The sequence below is a fragment of the Mesobacillus subterraneus genome, from assembly GCF_020524355.2.
GTDB lineage: Bacteria > Bacillota > Bacilli > Bacillales > Cytobacillaceae > Mesobacillus > Mesobacillus subterraneus_C.
In genome coordinates this window covers 1267171-1293382 of record NZ_CP129019.1, presented here as the reverse complement: position 1 = coordinate 1293382, position 26212 = coordinate 1267171, and the positions used below count along the sequence as shown (strand labels likewise).

Annotated in this window: 31 protein-coding genes; 1 reads left to right on the top strand and 30 read right to left on the bottom strand. The window is 42.4% G+C overall.

The genetic code is table 11. The features are described from left to right. Window positions 1–9: 9 nt before the first annotated feature. The 24 genes from aroA to LC048_RS06415 form a co-directional block, all read right to left on the bottom strand. Window positions 10–1302, bottom strand: a complete 1293-nt coding sequence (gene aroA, locus LC048_RS06530) for a 3-phosphoshikimate 1-carboxyvinyltransferase (RefSeq protein ID WP_306049768.1) — start codon at window positions 1300–1302, stop codon at window positions 10–12. Between the two features lie 17 nt (window positions 1303–1319). Further along, window positions 1320–2426: a prephenate dehydrogenase gene (locus LC048_RS06525; RefSeq protein WP_226602250.1), complete on the bottom strand. Its 1107-nt coding sequence runs from the start codon at window positions 2424–2426 to the stop codon at window positions 1320–1322. 13 nt (window positions 2427–2439) lie between these two features. After that, window positions 2440–3543: a histidinol-phosphate transaminase gene (gene hisC / locus LC048_RS06520; RefSeq protein ID WP_226602249.1), complete on the bottom strand. Its 1104-nt coding sequence runs from the start codon at window positions 3541–3543 to the stop codon at window positions 2440–2442. 104 nt (window positions 3544–3647) lie between these two features. Further along, complete coding sequence (gene aroH / locus LC048_RS06515; protein WP_226602248.1) at window positions 3648–4004, bottom strand: chorismate mutase; 357 nt, start codon at window positions 4002–4004, stop codon at window positions 3648–3650. A 1-nt stretch (window position 4005) separates the two neighbouring features. Continuing rightward, window positions 4006–5091, bottom strand: a complete 1086-nt coding sequence (gene aroB / locus LC048_RS06510) for a 3-dehydroquinate synthase (protein WP_306049765.1) — start codon at window positions 5089–5091, stop codon at window positions 4006–4008. Window positions 5092–5093: 2 nt separating this feature from the next. Continuing rightward, complete coding sequence (gene aroC / locus LC048_RS06505) at window positions 5094–6266, bottom strand: chorismate synthase (RefSeq protein ID WP_226602246.1); 1173 nt, start codon at window positions 6264–6266, stop codon at window positions 5094–5096. A 244-nt stretch (window positions 6267–6510) separates the two neighbouring features. Next, on the bottom strand, window positions 6511–7284 hold the full coding sequence (locus tag LC048_RS06500) for a CheR family methyltransferase (RefSeq protein ID WP_306050462.1): 774 nt from the start codon (window positions 7282–7284) through the stop codon (window positions 6511–6513). Window positions 7285–7549: 265 nt separating this feature from the next. Continuing rightward, on the bottom strand, window positions 7550–7996 hold the full coding sequence (ndk, locus tag LC048_RS06495; RefSeq protein WP_226602244.1) for a nucleoside-diphosphate kinase: 447 nt from the start codon (window positions 7994–7996) through the stop codon (window positions 7550–7552). 91 nt (window positions 7997–8087) lie between these two features. Beyond that, the gene (hepT, locus tag LC048_RS06490) at window positions 8088–9050 is read right to left on the bottom strand and encodes a heptaprenyl diphosphate synthase component II (protein ID WP_306049762.1); all 963 of its coding nucleotides are present in this window, start codon (window positions 9048–9050) and stop codon (window positions 8088–8090) included. 380 nt (window positions 9051–9430) lie between these two features. Then, window positions 9431–10132, bottom strand: a complete 702-nt coding sequence (locus LC048_RS06485; RefSeq protein ID WP_226602242.1) for a demethylmenaquinone methyltransferase — start codon at window positions 10130–10132, stop codon at window positions 9431–9433. Window positions 10133–10136: 4 nt separating this feature from the next. Beyond that, window positions 10137–10973, bottom strand: coding sequence for a heptaprenyl diphosphate synthase component 1 (locus LC048_RS06480; protein WP_226602241.1), 837 nt, complete (start codon window positions 10971–10973; stop codon window positions 10137–10139). A gap of 254 nt (window positions 10974–11227) precedes the next feature. Continuing rightward, the gene (gene mtrB / locus LC048_RS06475; protein WP_226602240.1) at window positions 11228–11464 is read right to left on the bottom strand and encodes a trp RNA-binding attenuation protein MtrB; all 237 of its coding nucleotides are present in this window, start codon (window positions 11462–11464) and stop codon (window positions 11228–11230) included. A gap of 110 nt (window positions 11465–11574) precedes the next feature. Then, the gene (locus LC048_RS06470) at window positions 11575–11760 is read right to left on the bottom strand and encodes a hypothetical protein (RefSeq protein WP_226602239.1); all 186 of its coding nucleotides are present in this window, start codon (window positions 11758–11760) and stop codon (window positions 11575–11577) included. Beyond that, window positions 11744–11884 carry a hypothetical protein gene (locus tag LC048_RS06465; RefSeq protein WP_226602238.1) on the bottom strand — a complete coding sequence of 47 codons (141 nt, stop codon included), beginning with the start codon at window positions 11882–11884 and terminating at the stop codon, window positions 11744–11746. The genes LC048_RS06470 and LC048_RS06465 overlap by 17 nt, the downstream gene beginning before the upstream one ends. Window positions 11885–12023: 139 nt before the next feature. Then, the gene (gene folE, locus LC048_RS06460; protein ID WP_041965672.1) at window positions 12024–12590 is read right to left on the bottom strand and encodes a GTP cyclohydrolase I FolE; all 567 of its coding nucleotides are present in this window, start codon (window positions 12588–12590) and stop codon (window positions 12024–12026) included. 191 nt (window positions 12591–12781) lie between these two features. After that, window positions 12782–13054 (bottom strand): HU family DNA-binding protein, encoded by a 273-nt coding sequence (locus tag LC048_RS06455; RefSeq protein ID WP_023627533.1) that lies wholly within the window; start codon window positions 13052–13054, stop codon window positions 12782–12784. Between the two features lie 515 nt (window positions 13055–13569). Further along, window positions 13570–15048 carry a stage IV sporulation protein A gene (gene spoIVA / locus LC048_RS06450; RefSeq protein ID WP_226602237.1) on the bottom strand — a complete coding sequence of 493 codons (1479 nt, stop codon included), beginning with the start codon at window positions 15046–15048 and terminating at the stop codon, window positions 13570–13572. Between the two features lie 429 nt (window positions 15049–15477). Continuing rightward, window positions 15478–16191 (bottom strand): hypothetical protein, encoded by a 714-nt coding sequence (locus LC048_RS06445; RefSeq protein ID WP_226602236.1) that lies wholly within the window; start codon window positions 16189–16191, stop codon window positions 15478–15480. Window positions 16192–16219: 28 nt separating this feature from the next. Further along, window positions 16220–16420 (bottom strand): DUF2768 domain-containing protein, encoded by a 201-nt coding sequence (locus LC048_RS06440; protein ID WP_226602235.1) that lies wholly within the window; start codon window positions 16418–16420, stop codon window positions 16220–16222. Between the two features lie 253 nt (window positions 16421–16673). Then, window positions 16674–17720, bottom strand: coding sequence for an NAD(P)H-dependent glycerol-3-phosphate dehydrogenase (locus LC048_RS06435; protein ID WP_226602234.1), 1047 nt, complete (start codon window positions 17718–17720; stop codon window positions 16674–16676). A 19-nt stretch (window positions 17721–17739) separates the two neighbouring features. Beyond that, window positions 17740–19050 (bottom strand): ribosome biogenesis GTPase Der, encoded by a 1311-nt coding sequence (gene der / locus LC048_RS06430; protein WP_226602233.1) that lies wholly within the window; start codon window positions 19048–19050, stop codon window positions 17740–17742. Between the two features lie 199 nt (window positions 19051–19249). Beyond that, the gene (locus LC048_RS06425; RefSeq protein WP_226602232.1) at window positions 19250–19435 is read right to left on the bottom strand and encodes a capping complex subunit for YIEGIA; all 186 of its coding nucleotides are present in this window, start codon (window positions 19433–19435) and stop codon (window positions 19250–19252) included. Then, window positions 19432–20325, bottom strand: coding sequence for a YIEGIA family protein (locus LC048_RS06420; protein ID WP_226602231.1), 894 nt, complete (start codon window positions 20323–20325; stop codon window positions 19432–19434). The genes LC048_RS06425 and LC048_RS06420 overlap by 4 nt, the downstream gene beginning before the upstream one ends. Further along, entirely contained in the window at window positions 20322–20933 is a 612-nt protein-coding gene (locus LC048_RS06415; protein WP_226602230.1) for a YphA family membrane protein, read from the bottom strand. The genes LC048_RS06420 and LC048_RS06415 overlap by 4 nt, the downstream gene beginning before the upstream one ends. 200 nt (window positions 20934–21133) lie before the next feature. Between LC048_RS06415 and LC048_RS06410 the strand changes: the two genes are divergently transcribed. Further along, window positions 21134–21277: a YpzI family protein gene (locus tag LC048_RS06410; protein WP_084135440.1), complete on the top strand. Its 144-nt coding sequence runs from the start codon at window positions 21134–21136 to the stop codon at window positions 21275–21277. 116 nt (window positions 21278–21393) lie between these two features. Here LC048_RS06410 and fni read toward each other — a convergent pair whose 3' ends face one another. The 6 genes from fni to LC048_RS06380 all read right to left on the bottom strand — a co-directional run bounded on the left by fni (window position 21394) and on the right by LC048_RS06380 (window position 26137). Further along, window positions 21394–22452: a type 2 isopentenyl-diphosphate Delta-isomerase gene (fni, locus tag LC048_RS06405; protein WP_226602229.1), complete on the bottom strand. Its 1059-nt coding sequence runs from the start codon at window positions 22450–22452 to the stop codon at window positions 21394–21396. Between the two features lie 12 nt (window positions 22453–22464). Further along, entirely contained in the window at window positions 22465–23604 is a 1140-nt protein-coding gene (gene rpsA, locus LC048_RS06400; protein ID WP_306049755.1) for a 30S ribosomal protein S1, read from the bottom strand. A 154-nt stretch (window positions 23605–23758) separates the two neighbouring features. Beyond that, a complete protein-coding gene (locus LC048_RS06395) occupies window positions 23759–24340 on the bottom strand; it encodes a lysophospholipid acyltransferase family protein (protein WP_226602227.1) in 582 nt (193 codons plus the stop codon). 2 nt (window positions 24341–24342) lie between these two features. Beyond that, on the bottom strand, window positions 24343–25017 hold the full coding sequence (gene cmk / locus LC048_RS06390; protein ID WP_226602226.1) for a (d)CMP kinase: 675 nt from the start codon (window positions 25015–25017) through the stop codon (window positions 24343–24345). A 215-nt stretch (window positions 25018–25232) separates the two neighbouring features. Next, entirely contained in the window at window positions 25233–25415 is a 183-nt protein-coding gene (locus LC048_RS06385; RefSeq protein WP_041965683.1) for a YpfB family protein, read from the bottom strand. A gap of 62 nt (window positions 25416–25477) precedes the next feature. Next, window positions 25478–26137: a flagellar brake protein gene (locus LC048_RS06380; RefSeq protein ID WP_226602225.1), complete on the bottom strand. Its 660-nt coding sequence runs from the start codon at window positions 26135–26137 to the stop codon at window positions 25478–25480. Window positions 26138–26212 lie beyond the last annotated feature (75 nt).

Below are 26212 nucleotides of genomic sequence, written 5' to 3'. Positions count from 1 at the left end.
GACAATTTCTTATTTTCCTACAAGTGAATACAAGTCATCAAAAAAACCTGGGTAGGAAACGGCGACCGCCTCACTTTGTTCCAGTCTGACATCCTTTTTGCAGAGCAGAGCAGCGATGGAAAGCATCATTCCAATCCGGTGATCCCCATGTGCTGACACAGTACCGCCATCAAGGCTTTGTTGCCCATGTATAATCATCCCATCATCAGTAGCCTCGATATTTGCTCCAAGTTTCTTCAGTTCATTAACAACAGTATCAATTCGATTTGTTTCCTTAACCTTTAATTCTGATGCATCCTTAATGACCGTGTTTCCCTGCGCCTGCGTTGCCAGCAAAGCGATGACCGGGATTTCATCGATTAATCGAGGAATCAGATCACCTTCAACTATTATGCCCTTTAGTTTAGAATACTTAATTCTTATATCCCCAGCTGGTTCAGCTGATTCACTGTCATATGGTTCGATAACCAAATCTGCTCCCATTGCTTTAAGCACATCGATTATTCCAGTTCTTGTCGGGTTTAAACCAACATTCCGGAGTATGATGTCACTTCCAGGAACGATTGCTGCCGCCACCAGAAAAAAGGCGGCTGATGAAATGTCACCAGGAACATTTATATGTGTACCCTTTAGTATTTGTCCTCCAGTTATCCTAACTGTATCCCCTTCACGGACAAATTCGCCGCCAAACTGCTTGATCATGCGCTCAGTATGATCCCTTGTTTTCACTGGTTCGATAACGTTTGTTTCCCCTTCTGCTTGCAACCCGGCAAGGAGGATTGCCGACTTCACCTGCGCGCTTGCAACTGGCAGTTCATATGTAATCCCGTGTAATTTCTGGTCTTCCACTGTCAGTGGCGTAAATTCGCCATTATTCCTGCCAATAATGCTTGCACCCATTTTACCGAGAGGAAGAGTCACTCTAGTCATCGGCCTTTTGGCAATCGATTCATCACCTTCAAGGGTTGATGTGAAAGACAATCCAGAAAGAATCCCCATCATCAATCTGATGGTTGTTCCTGAATTCCCAACATACAGCGTGTCCTCGGGCTGGTGCAACCCTTCCGTGCCACTTCCGACAACCGTTACATCGCTCCCATTCTGGACAATGTCAACACCGAGCTGGCGGAAGCAGGAAATCGTACTTAAACAGTCTTCTCCTGGCAGGAAGTTTTCGATAGTGGTGATTCCATTGGCAATGGAGCCGAACATGACTGCTCTATGCGAGATTGATTTATCGCCAGGTACTTGGACCTGACCTTCCAAACTGGTTCTATTTATCAAAAGTGTTTTTACGGACATAGTTCTGCTCCTTCAGTTTACTTTCCAATAGACATATCATAGACTGTATTTCTTCCGATACATTCCTTGGCCCTGGCGCGGTCTTTAGGTGTCTGGAAGCTGATCACCAGGATGCCATAGATATCTTCACGAGTTTCTATGATTCTAATATTGGTTATACTGATATTTTCAATTGCCAGGTATCCCGTAATTTCAGAAATCACCCCTGGATAGTCGGGAACATCTACGAACAGGTCATAAAAACTAGGAATAGCTCCTTTTTCGCTGACAGGAAGTCCATCCCGGTAATTTTTTGCTGAATCAAAGAAATCATAGATGCTATCTCTATCATTAGTAACCAATAATTCTTTTACACGTCCCATTTCATCCTGCCAGTCATTTAACAAAGAAATTAGGACTTCACGGTTCTGAAGAAGAATATCTCTCCACATCCTCGGGCTGCTTGAAGCAATCCGTGTGATATCCCTGAACCCGCCAGCCGCCAGGCGTTTGACTAGCGGATTTCCTTCCTCCGCCCTTGACGCCTGGTGAACAAGGGACGCAGCGATGATATGCGGAAAATGGCTGACGACCCCTGTAAGATAGTCATGCTCTTCAGGGGAAACTTCGAGGAATTTGGCCCTCGTGCCAGAAAGCCAAGATTTTAACCGATCTACCGTCTCACTTCTGACCATTGAATCAGGTGTAAGAAGATAGAAAGCATTTTCAAACAGGATTTTCTTTGCTGCAGCTACACCACTTTTATGGGAACCAGCCATTGGATGGCCGCCAATGAATGCTATTCCTTTTTTTCTCAAGATGGCTGCCTTCATTGAAATGAATCCCTTCGTACTGCCAGTGTCGGTAACAATGACTTCATCTTTCAGTTGCAATGAAGCTAAAGATTCGATAATGCTTTCAGAGGTCAAAACCGGAGTGGCTACAATAATAAGATCCGCCTTAGGAGCTTCTATTTCGATACTTCCAGCTGCCCGGTCAATGACGCCCAGCATCATGGCCAGGTCCATTTGATCTTCGTCCGCATCAAATCCGATGAGTTCTGCCCCCGGATGCTGAGCTTTAATACACATCGCCAGAGAGCCGCCAATTAAACCGAGACCAATGATTAATACGCGGCCTTCCATAAGTTCCACACCCTTATTTAGATATTACAGTATCTACACTCAAATATTGTTTGATAACATCAATTACGCCTTGATTTTGTTCCTTTGAGCCAATGGTAATCCTTACACTAGTAGGGAAGCCGAGTGCTGTCCCGGAACGGACGATATACCCTCTTTCCAGGAGGAATTGAAATACCTCCTGACCGTCCCTTTTAAAGTTAATCAAGATGAAATTCCCTTGTGAAGGATAATAGCTCAACCCCGCACTATCACAGAACTGGTAAAACTGCTCTAAGCCAGCCTCGTTTTCTCTTTTGCATTCTTTTACAAAATCCTGATCATCAATTGCCGCAATAGCCGCAGCTTGTGCCAATGAGTTTACATTGAACGGCTCCCTGACAGGTTCGAGTGCTGAAATTGTATCCTCATGAGCAATTCCATATCCAACCCTAAAGCTGGCAAGTCCATAAATTTTTGAAAAAGTTCTCAGGATAATTAGGTTTTGGTATTGCTTAAGCAATCTTAAAGAATCATGATAATCCTCAGCGGTTACATATTCGAAGTAGGCTTCATCCAGCACGACAAGAACATGACTTGGCACACGTGCCATAAAAGCTGTCAATTCTTCTTCGGTTATATAAACCCCCGTTGGATTATTTGGAGAGCATAACCAGACCACCGTGGTGCGGTCATCAACAGCGGCAGCCATTCCATTCAAATCATGTGCACCATTTACCAATGGAATTTCTGTTATTTCACAGCCCTCAATAATACCATTGTGTTTATACTGAGGAAATGTTGGTGCCGCCATCACAGTTTTCGTGTGAGGTGTGAGCAGACCCCGGGCAATCATCTGGATGATTTCATCTGATCCGTTGCCAAGAATGATTTCTCCTTCTTTTACACCCAGGTGATCTGCCAGATGTGTACGAAGTTCGGTAGCATATCCATCTGGGTATACTGAAAATTTATCAGCATAGCCCGCGATTTCGTTTTTTACTTTTTCTGAAGAACCAAACGGATTTTCATTTGAAGCCAATTTTACAATCTCTGATAAACCATACTGCCTTTTCACTTCAGCAATCGATTTGCCAGGCTGGTATGGTTTAAGCTTTAAAAGCTGCTCTTTCCATCTCATCTTATCCACCTCGACTATTCTACTCTTTAATACACTATCTAATTAAAGCAATAAAGAACATGTCTATATCATACACTGTTTGGCGCTCGGGAAAAAGCATAAAATTAAAGATCAGGTCTAAGACTAGAAGCTCCCTCAAGATAAATGTGCTTGACCTCTTCCTGTGTTTTTTCGGTGTTGAAATGAATCATGACTCTGATACACTTCTGTAGCGAGCCGGGGACAGATAATTCTTGCATGCACATCACTGGGACATAGGTCCAGCCAGCCAGATTCCTTAAGGCTCTTGCCGGAAAGGCTGCATCAACATCAACCGTTGCTGATATGAAAATTGAAGCAACTTGATCCGGAGCAATCTTATTAGAAACGATAGCTTCCTTTAGAAGCCTTTCGGTCGCAGAAATGATTTCCTGCTCATCATTCTCGTTAACTGTAGTAGCTCCTCTTACTCCCCTAATCATCTTACTCCCCCTCTTCTACAAATTCCTTCAGGTGCATCAACAAAACTTTTTCTTCTATTTCAATGAGCGCAGGGACTCCAATCTTCTCTAGTAAAACGAAACGAATTGTATTGTTTACAGCTTTTTTATCCTGTTTCATCCTTTCAATCAGCTGCACATTAAAAAGTCCCGCTGGAATTGAAGTTTCGTATCCAAGATTTTTAAGCCAAATTTTAAATGCTTGTAAATTAAAATCAAGCCCAAGCAATTCTATGCTCAACTGAAGGGCAAATAGCATACCAATGATTATTGCCTCCCCGTGAGTCACTTTACCGTAACCTGCTTCAGCTTCAATTGCGTGGTCCAGTGTGTGTCCAAAATTCAAAAATGCACGGATTCCGGTCTCTCTCTCATCCTCTGCGATAATGGCTCCTTTAACTTGGATTCCCTTTGTCAAGAACTCGAGTATCTGTGAGTCATTCAGATTATCCAAAGAATGGATATCATTCTTAAGCCAGTTATAAAATACATCATCGCTTATCAGCGCGTGCTTGATGACCTCAGCAAAGCCAGATCGCACTTCATGTTCAGGAAGCGTCTGCAGGAAATTCAGATCATAAACCACAGCTTCTGGTTGATGGAATGCTCCAATCATGTTCTTGCCTAATGGATGATTGACTGCTACCTTCCCTCCCACCGCACTGTCATGCGCTAGAATAGTGGTTGGAACTTGTATGAATCGAATCCCTCTCATATAAGTAGCGGCGACAAATCCTGCTAAATCTCCCACTGCCCCTCCGCCAAATGAGATGATCAGCGATTTCCTGTCGAGTTTATTTTCAAGCGCTGAAGTAAGGCAATCTTGATATACCTCGAACGTTTTCGCTTTTTCCCCTGATGGGACGATCTTTACAACTATTTGTTCCAGAGCTGTATGTTCATGAAAAGCTTCAAGATGGTATGTTGCGACTGTTTCATCCGTAATGACCATGATAGATGTATAACTGTCTTCAGCACCATGAATAATCTCTGTTAGTTGCTGAATAGCACCTTTCCCTAGATGTACTGGATAGGATTTTGTGCTTGTATGGATATTGACTTGCTCCATCTTTAAAAATCCCTCGCAGTCCTTCTTTGCTCTTCAATTGATGCCTTCAGTGTGTCAAATCGATCGGCATAAAATTGATCAACGATAGCAGCAGCAAGCTCCCAGGCAACAACACTTTCTGCAACCACCGCTGCCGCAGGAACGGCACATGCATCAGAGCGTTCAATGCTCGCGGCAAAAGGTTCCTTTGACTCGATATCGACACTCATCAATGGCTTGTAAAGAGTCGGGATTGGTTTCATAACACCACGGACAACAATTGGCATACCTGTTGTCATCCCGCCTTCAAGACCTCCAAGCCTGTTCGTTTTCCGGTAGTAACCACGTCCCGCTTCCCAGGCAATCTCATCATGGACCTGGCTGCCAGGCCTACTGGCTGCTTCGAAACCAATCCCAATCTCAACGCCTTTGAAGGCATTGATGCTCATAATGGCAGAAGCAAGCTTCCCGTCAATCTTGCGGTCATAGTGAACATAACTGCCCACTCCAGCGGGCATTCCCTCTGCTATCACCTCGACAACACCGCCAATAGAGTCTCCATTTTGCTTTGCATCATCTATTGCTGCCATCATTTTCATTCCTGCATCTGCATCGAAGCATCTGACTGGAGAAGCTTCTGTTATTTCTTTAAGCTGTTCCAGTGATGTGAAGTCTTTCTTTTCAGCTTTTACTCCGCCGATTTCAACAACATGAGCAACTAACTCGATGCCCAGCAGTGACAAGAGTTTCTTTGCTGCAGCACCTGCAGCGACTCTGACAGTCGTTTCCCGGGCAGATGAGCGTTCAAGAACATTTCTCATATCCCGGTGTCCATATTTAATGGCTCCGTTCAAGTCTGCGTGACCGGGACGGGGACGGGTAATTTTCCTTTTCACCTCATCAGCGGATTGGTCATCGAGCGGTTCCTGTCCCATAATCCCGGTCCAATGCTTCCAATCATTATTTTCAACAACCAGGGCGATCGGTGAACCTAATGTCTGTCCGTGCCGAATTCCAGAGGTAATCTGCACCTGATCCTTTTCAATTTGCATCCTTCTGCCGCGGCCATAGCCTTTTTGCCTGCGCGAAAGCTCTTTGTTTATATCTTCCGCTACTAGCGGCACGCCTGCTGGCATACCCTCTATAATGGTTGTTAGCTGCGGTCCATGTGATTCTCCCGCTGTTAAGTATCTCATACACTTTCCCCCTTCAACTCGCTAAAGGATTTGTTTTACTATATCATACAGTTGAACAGAAATAAATTAAAAATTTCGAAATGTGTATTATGCCTTTTAAAGAATGAAGTCATTTTATCATGAAGAATGGTGACTCGCAAAAAACAATCTTCCGTACTCCAGCCTTAACTCTTCACCTGCAGAAATTGAATCCCATTGATTCGGGAAAAAACAAGAAGGAGCACGGAAATCCCGGCTCCTCCATTTATTTTTTCCTGTAAAAGAAAGTATCTGCAGTTTCAAACTCATATGTTCCAGGGTTGAAGATCTGTTCAGTGCTTCCAACAAACAGAATCCCTCCCGGTCTTAATGCCTGGCTGAATTTATGGTAAATGCTTTCCTTGGCTTCTTCGGTAAAATAAATGAGGACATTTCTGCAGACAATCAGGTCAAACGGACCGCCGAAACGATCGGCAAGCAGATTTTGCTTTTTAAACGTGACTGTCTTCTTAATGTCATCTTCCACCGTATAATAGGAACCTTCCTGCCGAAAAAATTTCTTTACCATTTCCCTAGGGGCTTCATTCAGTGACCTTTCTGCATAAACTCCGCGCTTCGCTTTGGTCAGGACGTTTTCATCTATATCAGTCGCCAGGACCTGGATTCTCGACAATGGCATATGGTTTGACAGCACCATCGCCAATGTGTATGGTTCTTCACCAGTGGAGCAAGCTGCACTCCAGATTTTCAGGTTCGGGTTTTTGCTTATTAACTCAGGAACTATCGATTTATCGAGTACTTCCCATCTTTTTGCATTTCTATAAAACTCAGATACATTGATTGTCATCCGATCCAGAAATTCGTTCATAAGCTGCTGGTCTTGATCAAGTACCTGAAAGAATTCCTTGAAAGATGAATAGCCTTTCTTTTGATAGAGTGAAGTCAACCTTCTTTTCATCTGGGCTTCTTTGTATAGAGCAAGGTTTATACCTGTCTTTTGGTGGATTCTCGAAATAAAGTGTTCATAGTCTTGCGGCATCATATTGCTCCTTAATTTTACTAGAAAAAGTTGAACATTTTCATTATATCGAAAAATAGGATTTTGGGTGATATATTTTTTTCATCTTTCTGAAGAGATATTAAACGTTCCTGAAAAAGAAAAAGGACACTTGCTTTTCACAAGTGTCCGAAGTTTAAGTCGGCTATACTTTTCGGTTTCGGTCAGCTCAGATGAAGTCAAAGAACGACTTCACTGCTCGGACCTCCATCGCTTGTCGGGGCTGACCAAGGCGCTTATGCTTTTTTTAGTAAACCCACTCGTTGATTAGTTTGCTGTATTCAGCTTGTTCTTCCTGTTTGAAGAAAAGTCCGATTTCACGCTCAGCGCTTTCTGGTGAGTCAGATCCGTGAATTACGTTCTTGCCTACAGTTACGCCGTAGTCACCGCGGATTGTTCCAGGTGCTGCATCCTTAGGGTTAGTAGCACCCATCATCTGGCGTGCAGTTGCAATAACATTCTCACCCTGCCATACCATAGCGAATACTGGTCCTGAAGTGATGAAGTCTACCAATTCGCCGAAGAATGGACGCTCTTTATGTTCGCCATAATGCTCTTCAGCAAGTTCTCTTGGGATGTTCAAAAGTTTTGCGCCAACTAACTGGAAGCCTTTCTTTTCGAAACGAGCTACAACTTCACCGATCAGGTTGCGTTGTACACCGTCAGGCTTGACCATCAAATAAGTCTTTTCCATGAGTTCCACTCCTAATTCATATATGTATGTGAACCGCTTACAAAAGCAACCCTTAGAAATAGTATCATTTTTTTGAAAAATTCGCAACTTGCTAATACTTACGTTTTCCAATGTATTTTGCGATGTCACGCAATGACTTCTTTGCCTTATTGTATGGGAGCTCTTCTAGGATTTCAAGAGCTTTATCCAGATAGCGGTCACTGATTGCCAGTGATTTTTCAATCGCTCCTGACTCTTGTACAAGCTTCAGGATGTCATTCAATTCTTCACTAGGCATCCCTTCATGGACAGTCCTGATCCGGTTTTCAATATACTCATCCTGCATTGCATACAGAACAGGGAGAGTGACATTCCCCTGGAGCAGATCTCCGCCAGCCGGCTTTCCAAGTTCCTTTTCCGTACCTGTGAAGTCCAGCACGTCATCAGTAATTTGAAAGGACATGCCTACATAGTATCCAAACTGATACAATTTACGATGGTCCTTCTCGGGAACACCTGCCACAACGGCACCAAGCTGGCAGCTCGCGGCAATAAGGAGAGCCGTTTTCCGCTTGATCCGCAGTAAATAATTACGCAGATTTTGATCAAAATTGTATTTATCTTTTATCTGTTCGATTTCCCCAACACTAAGTTCGACTATAGTATCAGAGAGGATCTGGTGTGCTTTTGGATTTTCTATGTCAGTCATAAGCTCCAATGCCCTGGCAAAAATATAATCCCCAGTATACATCGCAATCCTGTTATCCCATTTCGCTTTTATTGTCGCCTGCCCTCTACGCAATTCAGCATCGTCGATGACGTCATCGTGCACAAGCGAGTCCATATGGATGAGTTCCAGCGACACTGCGACATCCTTGATGATTTGAATATCATAATTTCCGAATTTACCGCCAAGGAGCACAAATACGGGTCTGATTCGTTTCCCACCAGCTTTCAGCAAGTGTAAGCTTGCCTGTCTGAGCAGCTGGGAATCCGCCTGAATCGCTTCTTCTAGTTCTCTTTCAATCAATGTCAAATCAGAATTCAAATATGTATATAATAGCTTCATCTTCATATATATCCACCCAGCTTTTACATCCTCTATATCCATTGATGCACATTCTCGCCTCAATGCAATCAGGAGATTTCTTATATGCACGGAGCTTTCCATCCGGCCAAACAAAAAAATACTTTTTTTGGCACCAATCCAGATACGGGTCACTTCGTTAAGCCGGAGAGAAGTGACAACTCTAAACTAAAACAGGCTGACCTTCCCTGCCGAGCGAAAAAGAAAAGGACAGCCATGGTCTATTGTAGACAGGATCAGGTTCCATATTGACCTGAAAGTATTGGTCCAAGCTCTAGCGCATTGTGAGCCTTCGACCAAGAAATGGCTGAAATTATCGATAGAAGCCACTCTTGGCATAGTCTTATAGCAGCAGGCTTGCGCTTTTCTTATTTGCGGCCGATATGCACGGCTGCTACTCCGCCGCTATATGGTTTATATTCAACGTTTACGAATCCTGCTTCAGAGAACATTTTCGCAAGTTCTTTCATGCCTGGGAAGTCCTTTGCAGATTCCTGAAGCCAAGAATACTCATCATAGCTCTTAGCGAACAGTTTGCCGAATATCGGCATGACAAACCTGAAGTACAATCTGTAAGCCTGCTTAAAACCTGGCATTGTAGGCTGGGATGTTTCCAGGCATACTGCCATTCCGCCGGGCTTTAAAATTCTGTACATTTCACGAAGCACCTGATTGTAATCAGGGACATTCCTCAAGCCAAAACCGATCGTGACATAGTCAAAACTATTATCTTCAAATGGGAGTTCCATTGCATTCCCATGGATTAGTGCTGCCTGGTCCAAGTTGCGGTCCTGCAATTTCTCCTCGCCAATCTTCAGCATATTTTTGCTGAAATCCAGTCCGACTACTTCACCATCTTTGCCAGCTGCTTCTGCAAGCGCAATTGTCCAATCAGCGGTGCCACAGCACACATCAAGTGCTTTCGCTCCTTTTGGGACATTCATCTTTTTCATTGTGTCATTGCGCCATTTAATATGCTGCTGAAAACTAATGACAGAATTCATCTGGTCGTAATTTTCATAGATTTTTTCAAAAACTCCATGAACACGTTGTTCTTTCGATTGCTGCATGGCATTACCCTTCTTCCACGAAATTTTTAGACATGGTCTGGTGCTGCCCGGAGATCAGGTCTAACCGTTCTATCAGCAAGCTGTTCATCCCTGGCAGCTTCTTTAACGCTGCATTAATTTTCGTCATTGAAAATTCAATATACCGAGTGCAAATTGTTAAAAGGTATTTTTGCTGTTCAGAAGAAATTTCAGTTGAACTCTGGTCCATTTTTGGCAAAGCAATTTTTTTTAGAGCATTGAATACCAATGAACTGCCGCTTTTAATGAACTTCGTTTCTTCAGATAGCATCCTCTTTACAAAAAGCCAATTAGAAGCGAATTCAAACCATTCAGCCGCATCAAAGTGATCAGCGACCTTGCCTAAAAGAGACGACTCAATTAATTTTACACTTTCCATTAACTTATCGATCGCTTCAGTTTCTTTTTGATACAGCGAAATTTTATGCTCATTGACTTCTTTTACACCCGAAGCCAACCGCTTGATCATTTCTATATCATCCATATCAGCCAGCAGCTTGTAATATAGTCCGCTGAAATAAATTCCAGCTAGAACCGTCAGCTGGCGGCGCTTATGGGTGTCATCCTCTTCACCTGGTTGTGAATTGTGGACATGCTCATGGGTATCAAGGGCAATTTGCAAGAGCATTGTGGTCACAGTGTAATTCTTTGCTCTATCCTGATCTACTTCCTGCTGTTCCAGCAAAGAAGTAAGCAACAAGAGCCGGTCATCATCTATAAAAGGAGATTCTACATGCTCCCGCAAATAAGGATGTGAAAGTTTTTTGAGTAGAAGCTCTCTGGTGCCATCTAATTTGTTTTGTAAATCTAGCAAATAAATCACCCTTGTTCCCCTTATTTATGCTGGATTGCCGGAGACATTATTCAATCAGGAAAGCCAGCAATTTGCAGATAGCTGGTCGTATCTAAATAGACATAAAAAAAGCGCCTAAGTTACTAGTTTGCAGTTGTACCGAACATTCCAAGGCAGTGACAATTATATCACAAATAGTGAAAACATAAACGAGATATTATAAATTAAACACGATTTGCATTGAATCGAACTTGATCTTGTAACAAAATAGTTGTTTTTTGAATTTACTCTTTCTTCTCACTCACTATTTCACCAAATGGAGTGACAATTTTCGCATGTCCCCTGATTTTGATGGCTGATGTATGTTCTGTGAACTGGGCAATCATAACTTCTCCCTGATCCAGCTTCTCTGAGTGATGGAATCGAGTGTCTGTTCCTCTAGTAAGACCAATCACGTTCACACCATCTTCAATAGCTTTGATGACAACATAGTCCGTGTTAACACCTTGTTTCTTATCCATTAGTATCCCCCTTACAGGAAAGAATATGTCGAACACGGGAGGTACCCACCCGAGTCGCAGTTATGTTTGTTTATGTGATTGGAAAGTATGGTATTCCTTTTTGAGAATTGTCAGGTCCAGCGCCTAGCCCCTCGTGTCGCATGTCTAGTGTCGCCTCCTAGAAACTCCGAAACTTCAACTCCGCCGGCAGAAGCAAAAGACGCTTCTTTGTCGGTGTCTCCAGTTTCTGCGTTTCTGGACAGTCGGCTATACATTTCGATTTCGGTCCTGCCAATGAAGTCAAAGAACGACTTCACTGGCAGGCCCTCCAGCGCTTGTCGGGGCTGACCAAGGCGCTTGCGCTTTTCTTATTGTCCAGCTCCAGCGCCTAGCCCCTCGTGTCGCTTCGGTCCTGCCAGTGAAGTCAAAGAACGACTTCACTGGCAGGCCCTCCAGCGCTTGTCGGGGCTGACCAAGGCGCTTGCGCTTTTCTTGTGATATAGCAAAAGGCTAAAAGAATTACTTTCAGCCTTTGACAACTTGAATGCTACTTTACGAAAAACTTCATTGCCATATTCTCTTAACCTTTAATCAATGAGAGAATTTCAGCCCTTGCGTTTACATCCTCTGCTAGAGTTCCTCTCACAGCAGATGTTACTGTTTTTGAGCCAGGTTTCTTGACCCCTCTCATTGTCATGCACATATGTTCCGCTTCTACCACTACCATGACACCATGGGGATCCAGCTTTTCCATGATGGAATTAGCAATAGTGGAAGTGATTCTTTCCTGTAACTGAGGTCTTTTCGCGACTGCTTCCACAGCTCTTGCAAGCTTGCTGAGTCCTGTAACCTTGCCACCACGCGGAATATATGCGACATGTGCCTTTCCAAAGAAAGGTACAAGGTGATGTTCACACATTGAATAGAAAGGGATATCCTTTACCAGGACTAGTTCCTCATGGTCCTCACCAAATATCGTTTCAAAATATTCTTTAGGATCCTGGTTCAACCCTGAGAAAACTTCCTCATACATCTTCGCGACTCGTTTGGGAGTATCAAGTAAACCTTCCCTGTTCGGATCTTCCCCGACTGCTTCTAATATTAAACGCACCGCTTCTTCGATTTGGGCACGATTGACGTTTGACATCTGCGTTTCCTCCTATGGTCCGACAATCTCATTATAATCTTGCATAGTTAATCAACTAATCGACTATAATATTTTCATCTTAGCATAACCAATTCTCAGCAGGCAAAACTTAATATTCCAGAACATAGAGAAAGGCCGCGAACAGGTCGCGGCCTTTAAGGTTTAGCATACGCTCAGTGCGTCGTATGTAATTATTTCACTGCATCCTTAAGCGCTTTGCCAGGTTTGAAAGCAGGCACCTTGCTTGCAGAGATTTCGATTTCATCACCAGTTTGTGGGTTGCGTCCTTTACGGGCAGCGCGCTCACGAACTTCGAAGTTACCAAAACCAATTAATTGTACTTTGTCCCCATCTTTTAATGCATTTAAGATTGAATCAAAAACAGCGTCAACTGCTTTTGTTGCATCTTTCTTAGAAAGCTCACTAGCTTCCGCAACTGCATTGATTAGTTCTGTTTTGTTCATGCCATTCACCTCCTCCCAAAGAGATCCCATTGCTCAGAAATTAAGCATCCTACTACATTTCTAAACAAAACATATGAATTCTATACGTTGTTGGAAGATTTTATTATCATAGTTTTAAAAAAACGATGATAGAGAAACCTTAAATCGCTTAAAACCGTGTTATATAAGGGTTTATAAGCTACAACGCTAATTCTGTTAAAAGATTATCATAATGTTTTCCTCTTATCAAGATAATTTCAAGAAATAATGGGAATCTTTTCTTCTTTGAAACATAATTGTAATATGATGACCCTAATTTATTACCCGTATAGGGTCGTATCAAACATACAATAATGAATTTTATGCCTATTCTTCTGTTTACGCAAGCAAAGGACATGTTCTTTACTCTTATTTTACTGATTATAAGTTATATTAGAAGATTAATTTTGGTCCAAAGTTACTTGAAAATAACTAGAATTTGCGGAAATCAATTTCTTTTGGCAGACAAAACAAAAAGACTCCCAAAAGGAGTCCCTTTATAAAATGATTGCGATTAATCCACCGGAACCTTCGTTGATGATTCTTTCCAGTGTTTCTTTTAATTTATACCTTGCATTTTCAGGCATCAAGCTCAATTTCGCCGAAATTCCTTCCCTGACAATTGAACTCAAGCTCCTGCCAAAGATATCCGAATTCCAGATTGACAGCGGATCGTCTTCAAAATCCTGCATCAGGTAGCGAACAAGCTCTTCACTTTGTTTCTCTGTCCCAATAATTGGCGAGAATTCGGATTCGACGTCCACTTTGATCATATGGATCGAAGGAGCAACTGCTCTTAGTCGAACACCGAAACGAGCTCCCTGGCGGATAATTTCAGGTTCTTCCAGACTCATGTCAGTCAGTGATGGCGAAGCGATGCCATATCCTGTCTGCTTAACCATTTTTAGCGCATCAGAAATCTGGTCAAACTCTGTTTTGGCGTATGCAAATTCCTGCATCAGCTCAAGCAAGTGATCCTTGCCGCGGATTTCTACGCCTACAATTTCTTTTAGAATCTCGTCATAAAGATCATCCGGTGCATACAGGTCGATTTCTGCTATACCCTGGCCCATTTCGATGCCCGCCAGTCCAGCCCTGTCGATGTACTCAAAGTCGCTGAATTGATGTACGACCCTGTCTACATCACGCAGCCTCTTAATGTCCTTGACAGTCTCCTTGACAGCTTCCTGATAGCTCTCACGCAACCAGTGGTTTTCGCGGAGCACCATTACCCAGCTTGGCAGATTAACGTTCACCTCGAGGACAGGGAATTCGTACAGTGCTTCCCTCATCACACTTAGAACATCTGATTCCCGCATGCTTTCAACACTCATAGCAAGCACAGGAATATCATATTTATCAGCCAATTGCGCACGAAGTGTTTCCGTATTTGGGTGATACGGCTGTGCGCTGTTGATCACCATAATGAACGGTTTTCCGACTTCCTTTAGTTCCTCAATTACTCTTTCCTCTGCCTCAATATAATCTTGTCTTGGGATTTCCCCAATTGTCCCATCTGTCGTAATGACGACACCGAGTGTAGAATGTTCCTGAATAACCTTCCTTGTTCCAATTTCAGCTGCTTCATGGAAAGGGATTGGTTCTTCATACCAAGGCGTATTGATCATCCTTGGCCCATTCTCATCCTCATAGCCCTTTGCTCCCGGAACTGTATACCCTACGCAATCTACGAGCCTGATATTTACATCCAGACCATCATCAACATGCACGGATGCTGCCTGGTTAGGCACGAATTTCGGTTCAGTGGTCATGATTGTTTTACCTGCTGCGCTCTGCGGCAGCTCATCAAGCGCTCTGGCTCTTTCAGCCTCGTTATTGATATTAGGTAAAACCACCAGCTCCATAAACTTTTTGATAAAAGTGGATTTTCCAGTGCGGACAGCACCTACAACCCCCAGGTAAATATCGCCGCCAGTCCTCTCGGCAATATCCTTAAAAATATCTACCTTTTCCAAGTGATCCCCTCCCGATCATAGAGTTAGTGGGAATAAATTCATCCAAATTAGTAATCTGGGACAGTATATATTTATGATGTTGTCCTATATCAATATGACAATTTTTTATTTTTTTACCCCCTTAATTTTAATTTCAAAAAAGACTTCTTCAATTCCCATTTATGAGAACAATCGATATCTTTTTAAAGACAAAAAAACCCTACTTCTACAATATATTTTGCAGAAACAGGGTTATGACTAATTTGTTAGAAAAGCGGAAGTGCCTTGGTCAGCCCCGACAAGCGGTGGAGGGCCGATCAGTGAAGTCGTACTTTGACTTCAATGAGCGGACCGAAGCGTCTCGAGGGGCTAGGGGCTAGGCGCTGGAGCTGGACAAAGAAATGCGCAAGCACACTGTCCATCTATACAAGTGCCAAGTTGTGAATTATTTTATTCTTTTACTAAAAAGACCGGTTCATCGGTCTCTTTATCAATCGTATAAGGCAAAGAATATGCTGGTACGAACATGGAATTATCTACGAGAATGTCACGGATATCCTCACCCTCTGAAAGCTCTTTGTTTGACGATTTAATAGCCTGGTAGAGGTCGCTCCGGTAATCTACATAAATTTCGCCATCCGTCGATATGATAAAATGCAAGTTCTGGTTTGTGAATGGGCTTACTACGACAGGCTCTTCTTTATAGCCAATTTTCTTAAAATCAAGAGTATATACATTTTCTGCGACCCGTTCCTTAAAAGGTGGATATCCAGATGCATTAATTCTCATTTTTATCTCACGAATAGTCTCTGCCATTCTCAAATCGAGCAGCTTCACTGTTGGATCTGTCTCAGCATCTACAAGGACATATTGAAACAGGCCACCGTTTTCATATGCATTTCCCGGTGCCTCAGCAATAAATCTTGGAACGATTTTCTTAAAATCTATTGGATACTTTTGATAAATCGGTGTTTCTAAATCCTTTGTTTTAATGGGCAGCAAGCCGCCATTGGCATCCTTATACTGGTCAACAGCAGACTGGACACTGTCTAATTGGTCCTTATAGGGAACCTGATTTTGCACAAGTTTTTCTTCCGGATACATACAGCCAGTCAATGTAAGTAACACCAGCATGCCTGTGATAAAAATACGGATTTTGTTCATTGATCCCAACCCTTTAATCCTATGTATTTTATTCGCTCGTCGGACCGCTGAAAACAACAAAAAAGATGATCAGCCCTGCTAAGATCATCAGCACATATGCTATGATCGCCGTCGCAATTTTGAAAACCCCTTTTAACTTATAACGGCTTAAATAGATGGCAAACAAAGACAGAATCATACTGCCCATGCCAACAAAAGAAATGTACATTTTCAATAATGCGGGTGACAAAATAAACCCCTCCCTTTTCCGAGAAGTATTATATCATATACAGCAAATATTCAAGCAAAAATAACCCTTATGAAAGCAAAAAAAACTGAAGTAAAGAAGGGGCGGTCAACTTTACCTCAGCCTACATGACTAAATACCCTAACACCCAGTTCAAACCACTAGTTTGCTTCGTTGCATCTTATGCAAGCATGGAATAAAACGCATCCTCGAATGCCTATATTGGCGATATTATTCATTAGAAAATTTTTCTAACTCAGATTTTACCTCCAAGGACATCAGCCAGGTCTTCCATCTCATGAGTTTTCTCGCGGGACATCAACCCATCAACAGCGTCCTTTGGATTGACGCCATTGAAAAGGATATTATATAACGCATTGGTTATCGGCATATTGACCCCAAATTTTTGAGCAAGCTGATATGCCGCCTTTGTCGTCCTTACACCTTCTACGACCATCCCCATGTTCTCAAGGACCTCATCAAGGTTTTGGCCTTTGCCGAGCAGATTTCCTGCCCGCCAATTCCTGGAATGGACGCTCGTACATGTGACAATCAAATCTCCTATTCCTGTCAATCCAGAAAAAGTCAACGGGCTGGCGCCCATCTTGACCCCAAGCCGGGCTATTTCAGCAAGCCCCCTTGTAATCAAAGCAGCCTTGGCATTATCTCCGTAACCTAATCCATCTGAAATCCCGGCAGCAAGAGCAATTATATTTTTAAGCGCCCCGCCGATTTCCACACCGATTAAATCGGGATTTGTATATACTCTAAAGTTATTGTTGATAAACATATCCTGGATCTTTTCAGCTGCTCCCATATTTTTCGAGGATACAGTAACCGTCGTCGGATGACGCAGGCTCACCTCTTCTGCATGACTTGGACCAGATAAGACTACAACGCTTTCTAATAAGCCTTCAGGCATTTCTTCTTCAATCATTTCAGAAATACGAAGCAAGGAATCAGGTTCGATCCCTTTACTGACATGGACAATTACCCACGGATCTGAAGTAACCTCAGTCATTTTTCGGATTACTTCACGGATTGCCTTAGTAGGGACAGCCATAATTACTGTTTTGATCCCTGCAAGTGCCTCCTGAAGTGATGAATAACCAATGATGGTTGCAGGCAGAGTAATTTCAGGAAGATATTTCTTGTTGGTATGGTGATGATTGATTTCATCAATTTGCACTGGATTGTGCCCCCAAAGACGAACCTCATGACCATTGTCGGCTAGGACCATAGCCAAAGCCGTTCCCCAGCTTCCAGCTCCAAGAACAGCTATTTTCTCACTCTTCCTTTCCATTTAAACCACAACCTTTACCTTATTTTCTTTGTCTTGCAAAAATCTTGATTGGTGTGCCTGTGAAATCGAAGGCATCCCTGATTCTGTTTTCAAGGAATCGCTCATAAGAAAAATGCAATAATTCAGGTTCATTGACAAAGACAACAAAAGTAGGCGGCTTTACCGAAACCTGCGTCGCGTAATAAATCTTTAGCCTCTTCCCTTTGTCTGTTGGCGTTGGATTCATCGCAATAGCGTCCATGATGACTTCATTCAGGATATTGGTCTGCACCCTCAGTGCATGATTCTCACTTGCCGTATTAATCATCGGCATCAATGTATGGATTCGTTTCTTTGTTTTTGCCGATAAGAAGACGATTGGGGCATAGCTCAGGAATTTGAAGTGGGCACGTATTTTCTCCTCAAATTCCTTCATAGTCTTTTCATCTTTCTCAATTGCATCCCATTTGTTAACGACTATGATGACTGCACGCCCTGCTTCTTCAGCATACCCGGCAATGTGCTTATCCTGCTCGATAATGCCCTCTTCTGCATCAATGACCACAAGGACAACGTCAGATCGCTCGATCGCCCTCAAAGCCCTTAGAACACTGTACTTTTCGGTCGTTTCGTAAACCTTACCCTTTTTGCGCATCCCTGCTGTGTCAATAATGACATATTTTTGCCCATCATAAGTCACTTGCGAGTCAATCGCGTCCCTTGTCGTACCTGCAATGTCACTTACAATTACGCGATCTTCTCCTAGAATGGCATTTGTCAAAGAAGACTTCCCTACGTTCGGCCGGCCAATTAATGAAAATTTGATTGCATCTTTATCATATTCATCTTCTTTGTCCTTTGGAAAATGCTTTGCGGCTTCATCCAGCAAATCACCCAAACCAAGTCCATGGGAGCCAGAAATCGGGAACGGTTCTCCAAACCCAAGAGCATAAAAGTCGTAGATTAGGTCTCTCATTTCCGGGTTGTCAATTTTATTGACCGCAAGAACCACTGGCTTGTTGGAACGATAGAGAATTTTCGCCACTTCTTCATCAGCAGAAGTGACTCCTTCTCTCCCGTTCACAAGGAAAATGATCACATCTGCCTCATCAATGGCAATTTCAGCCTGCTGGCGGATTTGATCCAAAAACGGCTCGTCTCCTAAATCTATCCCGCCAGTATCAATAATATTAAAATCATGTGTCAGCCATTCAGCTGAACTGTATATACGATCCCTCGTTACTCCAGGAATATCTTCAACGATCGAAATACGTTCACCAACGATTCGGTTAAAAATCGTAGACTTGCCGACATTCGGACGCCCAACGATAGCTACCACTGGTTTCGTCATGAACATCACCCTTTCAAAATTCTATTGTGCAGGTCAATGACCTGAGCCATAACAATTTCAAACTTAAGATCTATAGTTCTCATTATTAATTTAATGCCTTGAAGACACTTATAAAATAAACCCTTCTAGATTTACAGAAGGGTCTGGCTTAATCAGTTTATCAAAAGATGCCTTAAACAGGCAATGAAAACATTTCTTGTCAGTGTTTTACAATAATATAAAGTTCCTCCGTCAGGGCATGAGCGATCCCATCCAGGATGGCTTCAAGGTTCGCAGCGACCTTCTCCATTTCTTCCTTTGAATCGCAATGAAAAACAGCAGTTCCAGAGGGAACTTTTTTAGGATTCGTTGTGATGGCTGCAAGGACAAATTTCTCTAGCATCATAGAGTCCCACTCCCTTCATTGCTCTTTTTTTCAGAAGGCATCCTGATTGCATTCTCCAGTGTTGGCACATCACCAATCACTGTTATTGCCCACTCAATATCCCGTTCCTGGGGCAGCACGAACACTCCGACTCTGCCATCGTCCAGATCTCTTTTAGCTAGAGGAACAAGTGCAGGTGTTCCTGAATCACGATAAACACCAAGCGCAGTTGACAAATCATGCAGCACCGCCTGTCTCTGTCCCAGGTTCGCAATCGTGGAACGGGCATTCATGTTTTTCGGCTTTAAAATAAAGCCCATACCATAACGAAGTACCTCTTTCTGCCTTTCAGGAAGGCCTATATTCATAATATAAATATTATCAACATATAGGCCTGCGCCATCAAATCTAGGTTCCATGTATTCAATTTCTACAATATCCTTAAGCTTTCCGCCTGACATCAGCTTATGAGAAATAAGCACTGCGATGATAGCAGCAATAATTCCAGCCCAAATATTAAAAATCAAGTATGCGAGCGTGCTGACAAGAGAAGTGAAAATTACCAGGTAATTGCGGCTCTCAAATGCAATCGCAATACCCTCGATATAAGTCTTTCCACGGGAAACAAGTTCATAGCTATCAAGTTCAGTAAGAGTATTTCTCTCCATATTCCTGACTTCCCTGAATTGTGACGCAGCAAGGGTCAAGAAGGTGATCGCCGTGAATTCCTCCTCCATAATTGCAGGGCCTGCAACCGTGCCAAGGCCTGCTGCAATGAATCCGAGAGCTACATGAATGATTTTTCCATGCAAATACGTTGGATACTGACGGTAATCTGTCCTCAGCATAAAAAGTCTAGATAACGTTCCTATGGCAATTCCGAATACGATTGGTAACGTGTATTCATTCATGAAGTCTTTTGTTCCTCCCCTTCAACTTGGTTTATTGCGCTTCCCGACATGACCGCAATCATTGATTCAATACCTGACCAGGCAAGAAGCAATCCTATAGAAATGAACAATATGTCCATAAAACCCATGGATGCAACTGCATATGGAAAATTAAATTTCCACAGGATTGCAGAAAATAAAATATCACCCTGCAAAAAGCCTGAGATCATAGCCAATATACGATCATGTCTATCTTTATGTAACAGGACTGCCAGATAAAAACCTGCTGCTCCAAGCATGATTTTCCGATCGAACAATACCCACACCGGGTCAAATAATTCGAACATTAAAAAGCTTGTGTAGGCAAGCATGATAATAAATGAAGATAGAAATAAATAAAAAAATGAGCCAGTCGTCTTTCGCCTAGTTTCAATGAACATAAAAAAGGCAATCGTAAAAGCAGACAGGTGGAACTCAAAAATAAGAACATCCATTGTAAATGGCGCTGCAAAAATGACAGCAAGCAACATAACAGTCGATTTCCACCGCAGCGGATTATCTTTATTCATAAAGAAGGTAGTCCAAACCCAACCTATCCATGCCAGCCAATAAAAGTACAACCCTTCCATTCAACCCCTCCTATCATTTCCATTATGGTATTCACTTATGTAATTTAATCTTTTTTGCATAAAGTTTTTTACCTGTTCCATGTTAAGAAAAGCAGTACATTTCAAACCCGCACAATAACAGTTTCAGATTCGGGACATGGATTCGATCATCCGGACAAATCTCTGTAAGACTTTTATTTTTATGACCAGGAGGTAATGAAATGGGAAAAGACAGACAGGAAAAGAAACTTAAGAAGAGCGGACGAGTGGAGTCTGACCGTGACCAGGCACTGCACTACCCAGGAGCTGCTAAAATGCAAAGTCCTGAAGAAGCTCGTTCCTTAAATGACGGCAAGTATAGCTAAAACAAGAGCGACTGAGTGTTTATGACTGGCTGCACCATTCTGCTTCGTTATAACCACACAACCGACAGAAGGGCCCCCTGCAAAAGCAGGGGTACTCTTCTGTATATACTTTAAGATTAAAATTTTGCCCTTCTAGCATATATCTTCGTATCAATACCTCTTTGTTCAAGCCAATGATGCGTGTCTCCTGATATGACCAGAGGCACGTTTTTTAGCTCCTCAATTGTATGTACACCTAACGCTGTCATAATAACAGCCATTTCTTCTTTCAATATATGGATTTCGTTAATCAGATCTTCTGTTCGATTCTCCATCAAGATCTTTAGCAAGTAACCAGCCATTGCAGCACCATCCGCACCTAATGCTATTGCTTTAACAATGTCCAGGCTAGTCTGTATTCCTCCTGAAGCGATAACGGAAAGTTCTGGTGATGCAGATTTCGTTTCCATTATCGAGGCTGCAGTCGGTATTCCCCAAGCCTCGAAAAACGTCAACAAACGGTTCCTCCGCTTATTTTCTATTTCCGCAAAATTGGTACCTCCAAATCCGCCAATATCAATATAGCGGATACCTGAGGAGAAAAGCTTAGCTGCAGTCTCGGCACTTATGCCAAAACCAACTTCTTTCACGATTACTGGAACTCCCACACATTGTTGGATTTCAATCATCCTCTTTAACGCACCGTCAAAGTTTCGATCTCCTTCAGGCATGGTCAATTCCTGGACTACATTCAAATGAATTTGCAGTGCATCTGCCTGGATCATATGAATTGCGGCTTTTGCCTGCTCAACAGTTGCCTCACTGCCCACATTGGCAAGAATAATACCGTCAGGATGCATTTCCCTGACTACTTCATAGCTTCTTCGTTCGTCCGGATCCTTCAGTGCAGCCATTTGCGATCCAACAGCAATCGCAGACCCTGTCTCTCTTGCCGCTACAGCCAATTCACGGTTGATTCGGTACGTTCTCTCTCCGCCGCCGCCAGTCATGGCATTAATAAAAATTGGCGAACTTAAAGAAAGTTCGCCAATTTGAGTATTTAATTTTACTGAATCAAGATTTGATCCAGGCAAGCTTTGGTTTACAAACTTTATATCATCAAAACCAGTTTGTCGCTTCTGGCCTGTTTCGAGGGCATATTGTATATGGTCCCATTTACGTTTTGATCTTGACACTATTTATCACCATTACTGTTTAAGATTCTTTAGCTTGTCTCCGATCATATCACCTAAACTGAAACCTTTTGTTTCTTCAGGAAGTTCATAATCAAAAGCTTCATTGCTTTCTCTTTCCTCGAACTCCTTCATGCTAAGTGAAAGCCTTTGATCACCCTTGTTCACGTCAAGCACCTTCACTTTTACAGTCTGCCCTTCTTGAAGGACTTCATGCGGAGTGCCGATATGCTTATGGGAAATCTGTGAGATATGGACGAGGCCTTCAACCCCAGGGAATACTTCGACAAATGCACCGTAAGAAACTAAACGTCTTACAGTACCTTCTAGAGTGCTGCCCTTAGGAGCCTTCTCATCAATATCTGCCCATGGTCCAGGCAGTGTTTCTTTGATTGATAGTGAAATCCGCTCATTGTCACGATCAACGCTCAATACTTTAACTTTAACCTGCTGGCCTTCCTGAACAACATCTGATGGTTTTTCAACATGTTCATGGGAAAGCTGTGAAATATGGACAAGGTCATCAACTCCGCCGATGTCCACGAATGCACCAAAGTCCGTGATTCTCTGGACTGTACCTTCAATAACCTGTCCAGTTTGGATAGCAGCAAGCAAGTCTTGTTTCTTCTTGCCTTGCTCTTCTTCCACAACAGCGCGATGTGAGAGAATCAGGCGATTCTTCTCCTGATCTAGCTCGACGATTTTGAAGCTGAGTGTTTTCCCTTTGTAATCAGAGAAATCTTCCACAAAGTGGGATTCTACTAGGGATGCCGGAACAAACCCGCGTACTCCAAGGTCAACGACCAGGCCGCCCTTAACAACATCCTTTACTTCTGCCTCAAAGACTACTTCACTTTCAAACTTGCCTTTTAGTTCTTCCCAAGCCTTTACAGCATCTACTTTTCTCTTTGATAGAATTAAAGCTTCTTCCTCAACCTTTTGCACTTCAAGCTCCAGTTCATCACCGACAGATACTGCATCCTCAGCTTTTTCAACATGAAGACTTGAAAGTTCACTAATCGGAATGATTCCATCAAGCTTGCTTCCTTCAATGTCTACTAAAACTTGCTTTTCTTCCACTTTCGTTACCTGGCCTTTGACTCGGTCGCCAGCCTCAAAATTTTTTACCTCAACTTGATTCATATCTTCTGACATATGTACTCCTCCTTAATCCATGACTGCTGCAAATATATGCATTGTGGCAAAAAGCCACTTAAAAAACACAATAATTAGCCACTAAGTGAAAATTCTAAAAATATCTCTTCTTAATAACTTCTTACAAACAGACATTTTTGTCAAGCAAGAAACATTACTTATATTGGTTAATAAGTACTTGTATTTCACTCATGATCAAGTCAGTTGCCTGTTCAGCATTTAACTTTTTTTCCTTGATTGATCCCATATCGATAGGCTTGCCATATACCACCTTCAATTTCTTGAATGCTTTGTATGGACCGATGATCGCGCATGGAACGACATGAGCATCAGACCGAAGCGCAAAGAAGCCTGCTCCTGCAAGTCCCTTCCCCATTTCACCTGTCTTGCTTCTTGTTCCCTCTGGAAACAATCCTAAAACCTTTCCATCCTTTAAAATTCCTAGCCCTTTCCTTAAGGCTTCCCTGTCGCTCATACCTCTTTTGACAGGAAAAGCATTTAAGTGAGGAACAATTTTCCCAAGTAAAGGTACAGAGAAAAGCTCCTCCTTCGCCATGAAATGGACAGGACGGGGTGCGGTAATCCCGACAACCGGGGGATCCAGATTATCAATATGATTGGCACATAAAAGCACACCTCCATCGGAAGGCATATTTTCTCTGCCTATCACCTCAATACGATAAATCGGTTTTAATATTGAATTTACTAATGACCTTGCAAACGAATAAAACGTCAATTTCACCCGATCCTTTCAAGCGCCAAATCCATGATTTTTCCTACCACAGCTGTGATCGACATTGAGGTTGTATCAATTTCGACTGCATCATCTGCTTTTTTCAAAGGAGCCACTTCCCGCTCCGAATCAATTTTGTCACGTGCAGCAATCTCAACTTTCAGCTTTTCCAGATCTGATGGGAAGCCTTTCTGGGTATTCTCTGCATACCGGCGCTCTGCCCTTTCCTCAACACTTGCAAGTAAGAAGACCTTCACCTCGGCATTCGGCAATACATGAGTGCCAATATCTCTTCCATCCATCACTACACCGCCATCGACTGCAAACTGCTGCTGGCGTTTGACCATCTCTTTTCTCACTAGTTCATGAACCGCTACATATGATACTTGATTGGTAACTTCCGCGCTTCTAATTTCATTGGTAACTTCAGTACCGTCAAGCAAAACCTTTTGGCCTGTCTCTCCAGGCATTAGCTCGATTGATGTATTGTTCAAGATCTTCATCAACTCTGCTTCGTTGTCCAGACTGGCTCCTTTGTTCAAAGCCTTGTATGTAAGTGATCTGTACATCGCACCTGTATCGATGTAAATATAAGTCAGTTTTTCGGCTACAATTTTGGCAACCGTACTTTTTCCTGCTGCTGCAGGACCGTCTATGGCAATTGAAATTCGTCTAGTCATATTTCCTCCTGGTACACTCCTTGTTGTTCCTAGATATTCTCTTATATTTTAACACAAAAATCATTTAATCCTCGTCATTGAACACTTTTTTTAAGGCACTTTTCAAAACTTATCCTTTCCCCCTGTCATTAGAAAAATGTTCCTGGATTTAAGAATTTTAATACCTCATTTATAAAAAAAGCTTAACATAAAAAGTAAGCAGGCATATCACCAGCTTACTCTTTGCTCCTGAATGAATTCAGGACTTCTGAATGATTATTGTCCGTAACACCCTCGTATTGAGTAATTTGCTTGAGTTCAGGGAAAGCATTGAATTCATGGAAAAATACTTGGGCAATAACCAAGAAAATAAATTGAATGATAGCGATCTTGATTAAGATTCTTTCAAATGTTTTCATCTTTAATGCTCCTGTGAAAATTTTTATTCTAGTATTGGAGCATTTCCAGGTATTTATTCCTTTTAGACAGGAAGTCCTTTTTTCTTCATTTCAAGTTGTCTTTCGAAACAGAATCTTAGAAGCAATTGCCTGTCAATGCCCGATGAGTCAAAAAATTGAACAGAAGCTTTATTCATAGGTCCTTGACCATCGATAATCCGGACAACCTTGCCATGGAATTTCCGGTATTCGTATTCTCCATTTTGCATTGGGAGTACAAACCAGGTTTCAATCTCCATATCCTCTTTCAAACTGCTATTTTTCTCAATTAATAAGGCAACGCCCCCTGCACTGACATCATCAGTAACAGTTGTAAAAGGAGCGAATTCCCCCTTGCCAGAGTAAACAGCAACATCTACAGAGGTTTCCACCCTGACAAATTGCCTCCTCTGAATCTTGATAAGACGCTCATTTCCTGGATATGAAAGAATAACCATCGGGATGTTAAGCTTGATCCTTCCCTTAACCTCGGTGTCAAAACAATAGTGAGATCCTGATTCGGTTACAAAGTTAGCTTTCAAAGGTGTCCCCTCAAGCAAGAACACTGTCCTGTTAGTATTCATGTTTATAGGATAATCAATATACAGATCATTCCCTTTACGCTCCACCAGTTTACACTTATATTGTTCAAAACTATCGGAATACTTATGTTCAAGGATTATGTTATCACCAATTTTTATCATAGCTAATCCACTTCCCCACTTCTATCTATGCTGTTTTTCATATTTGGTTGATTGGTATCTTCTTTCTTTATGTCT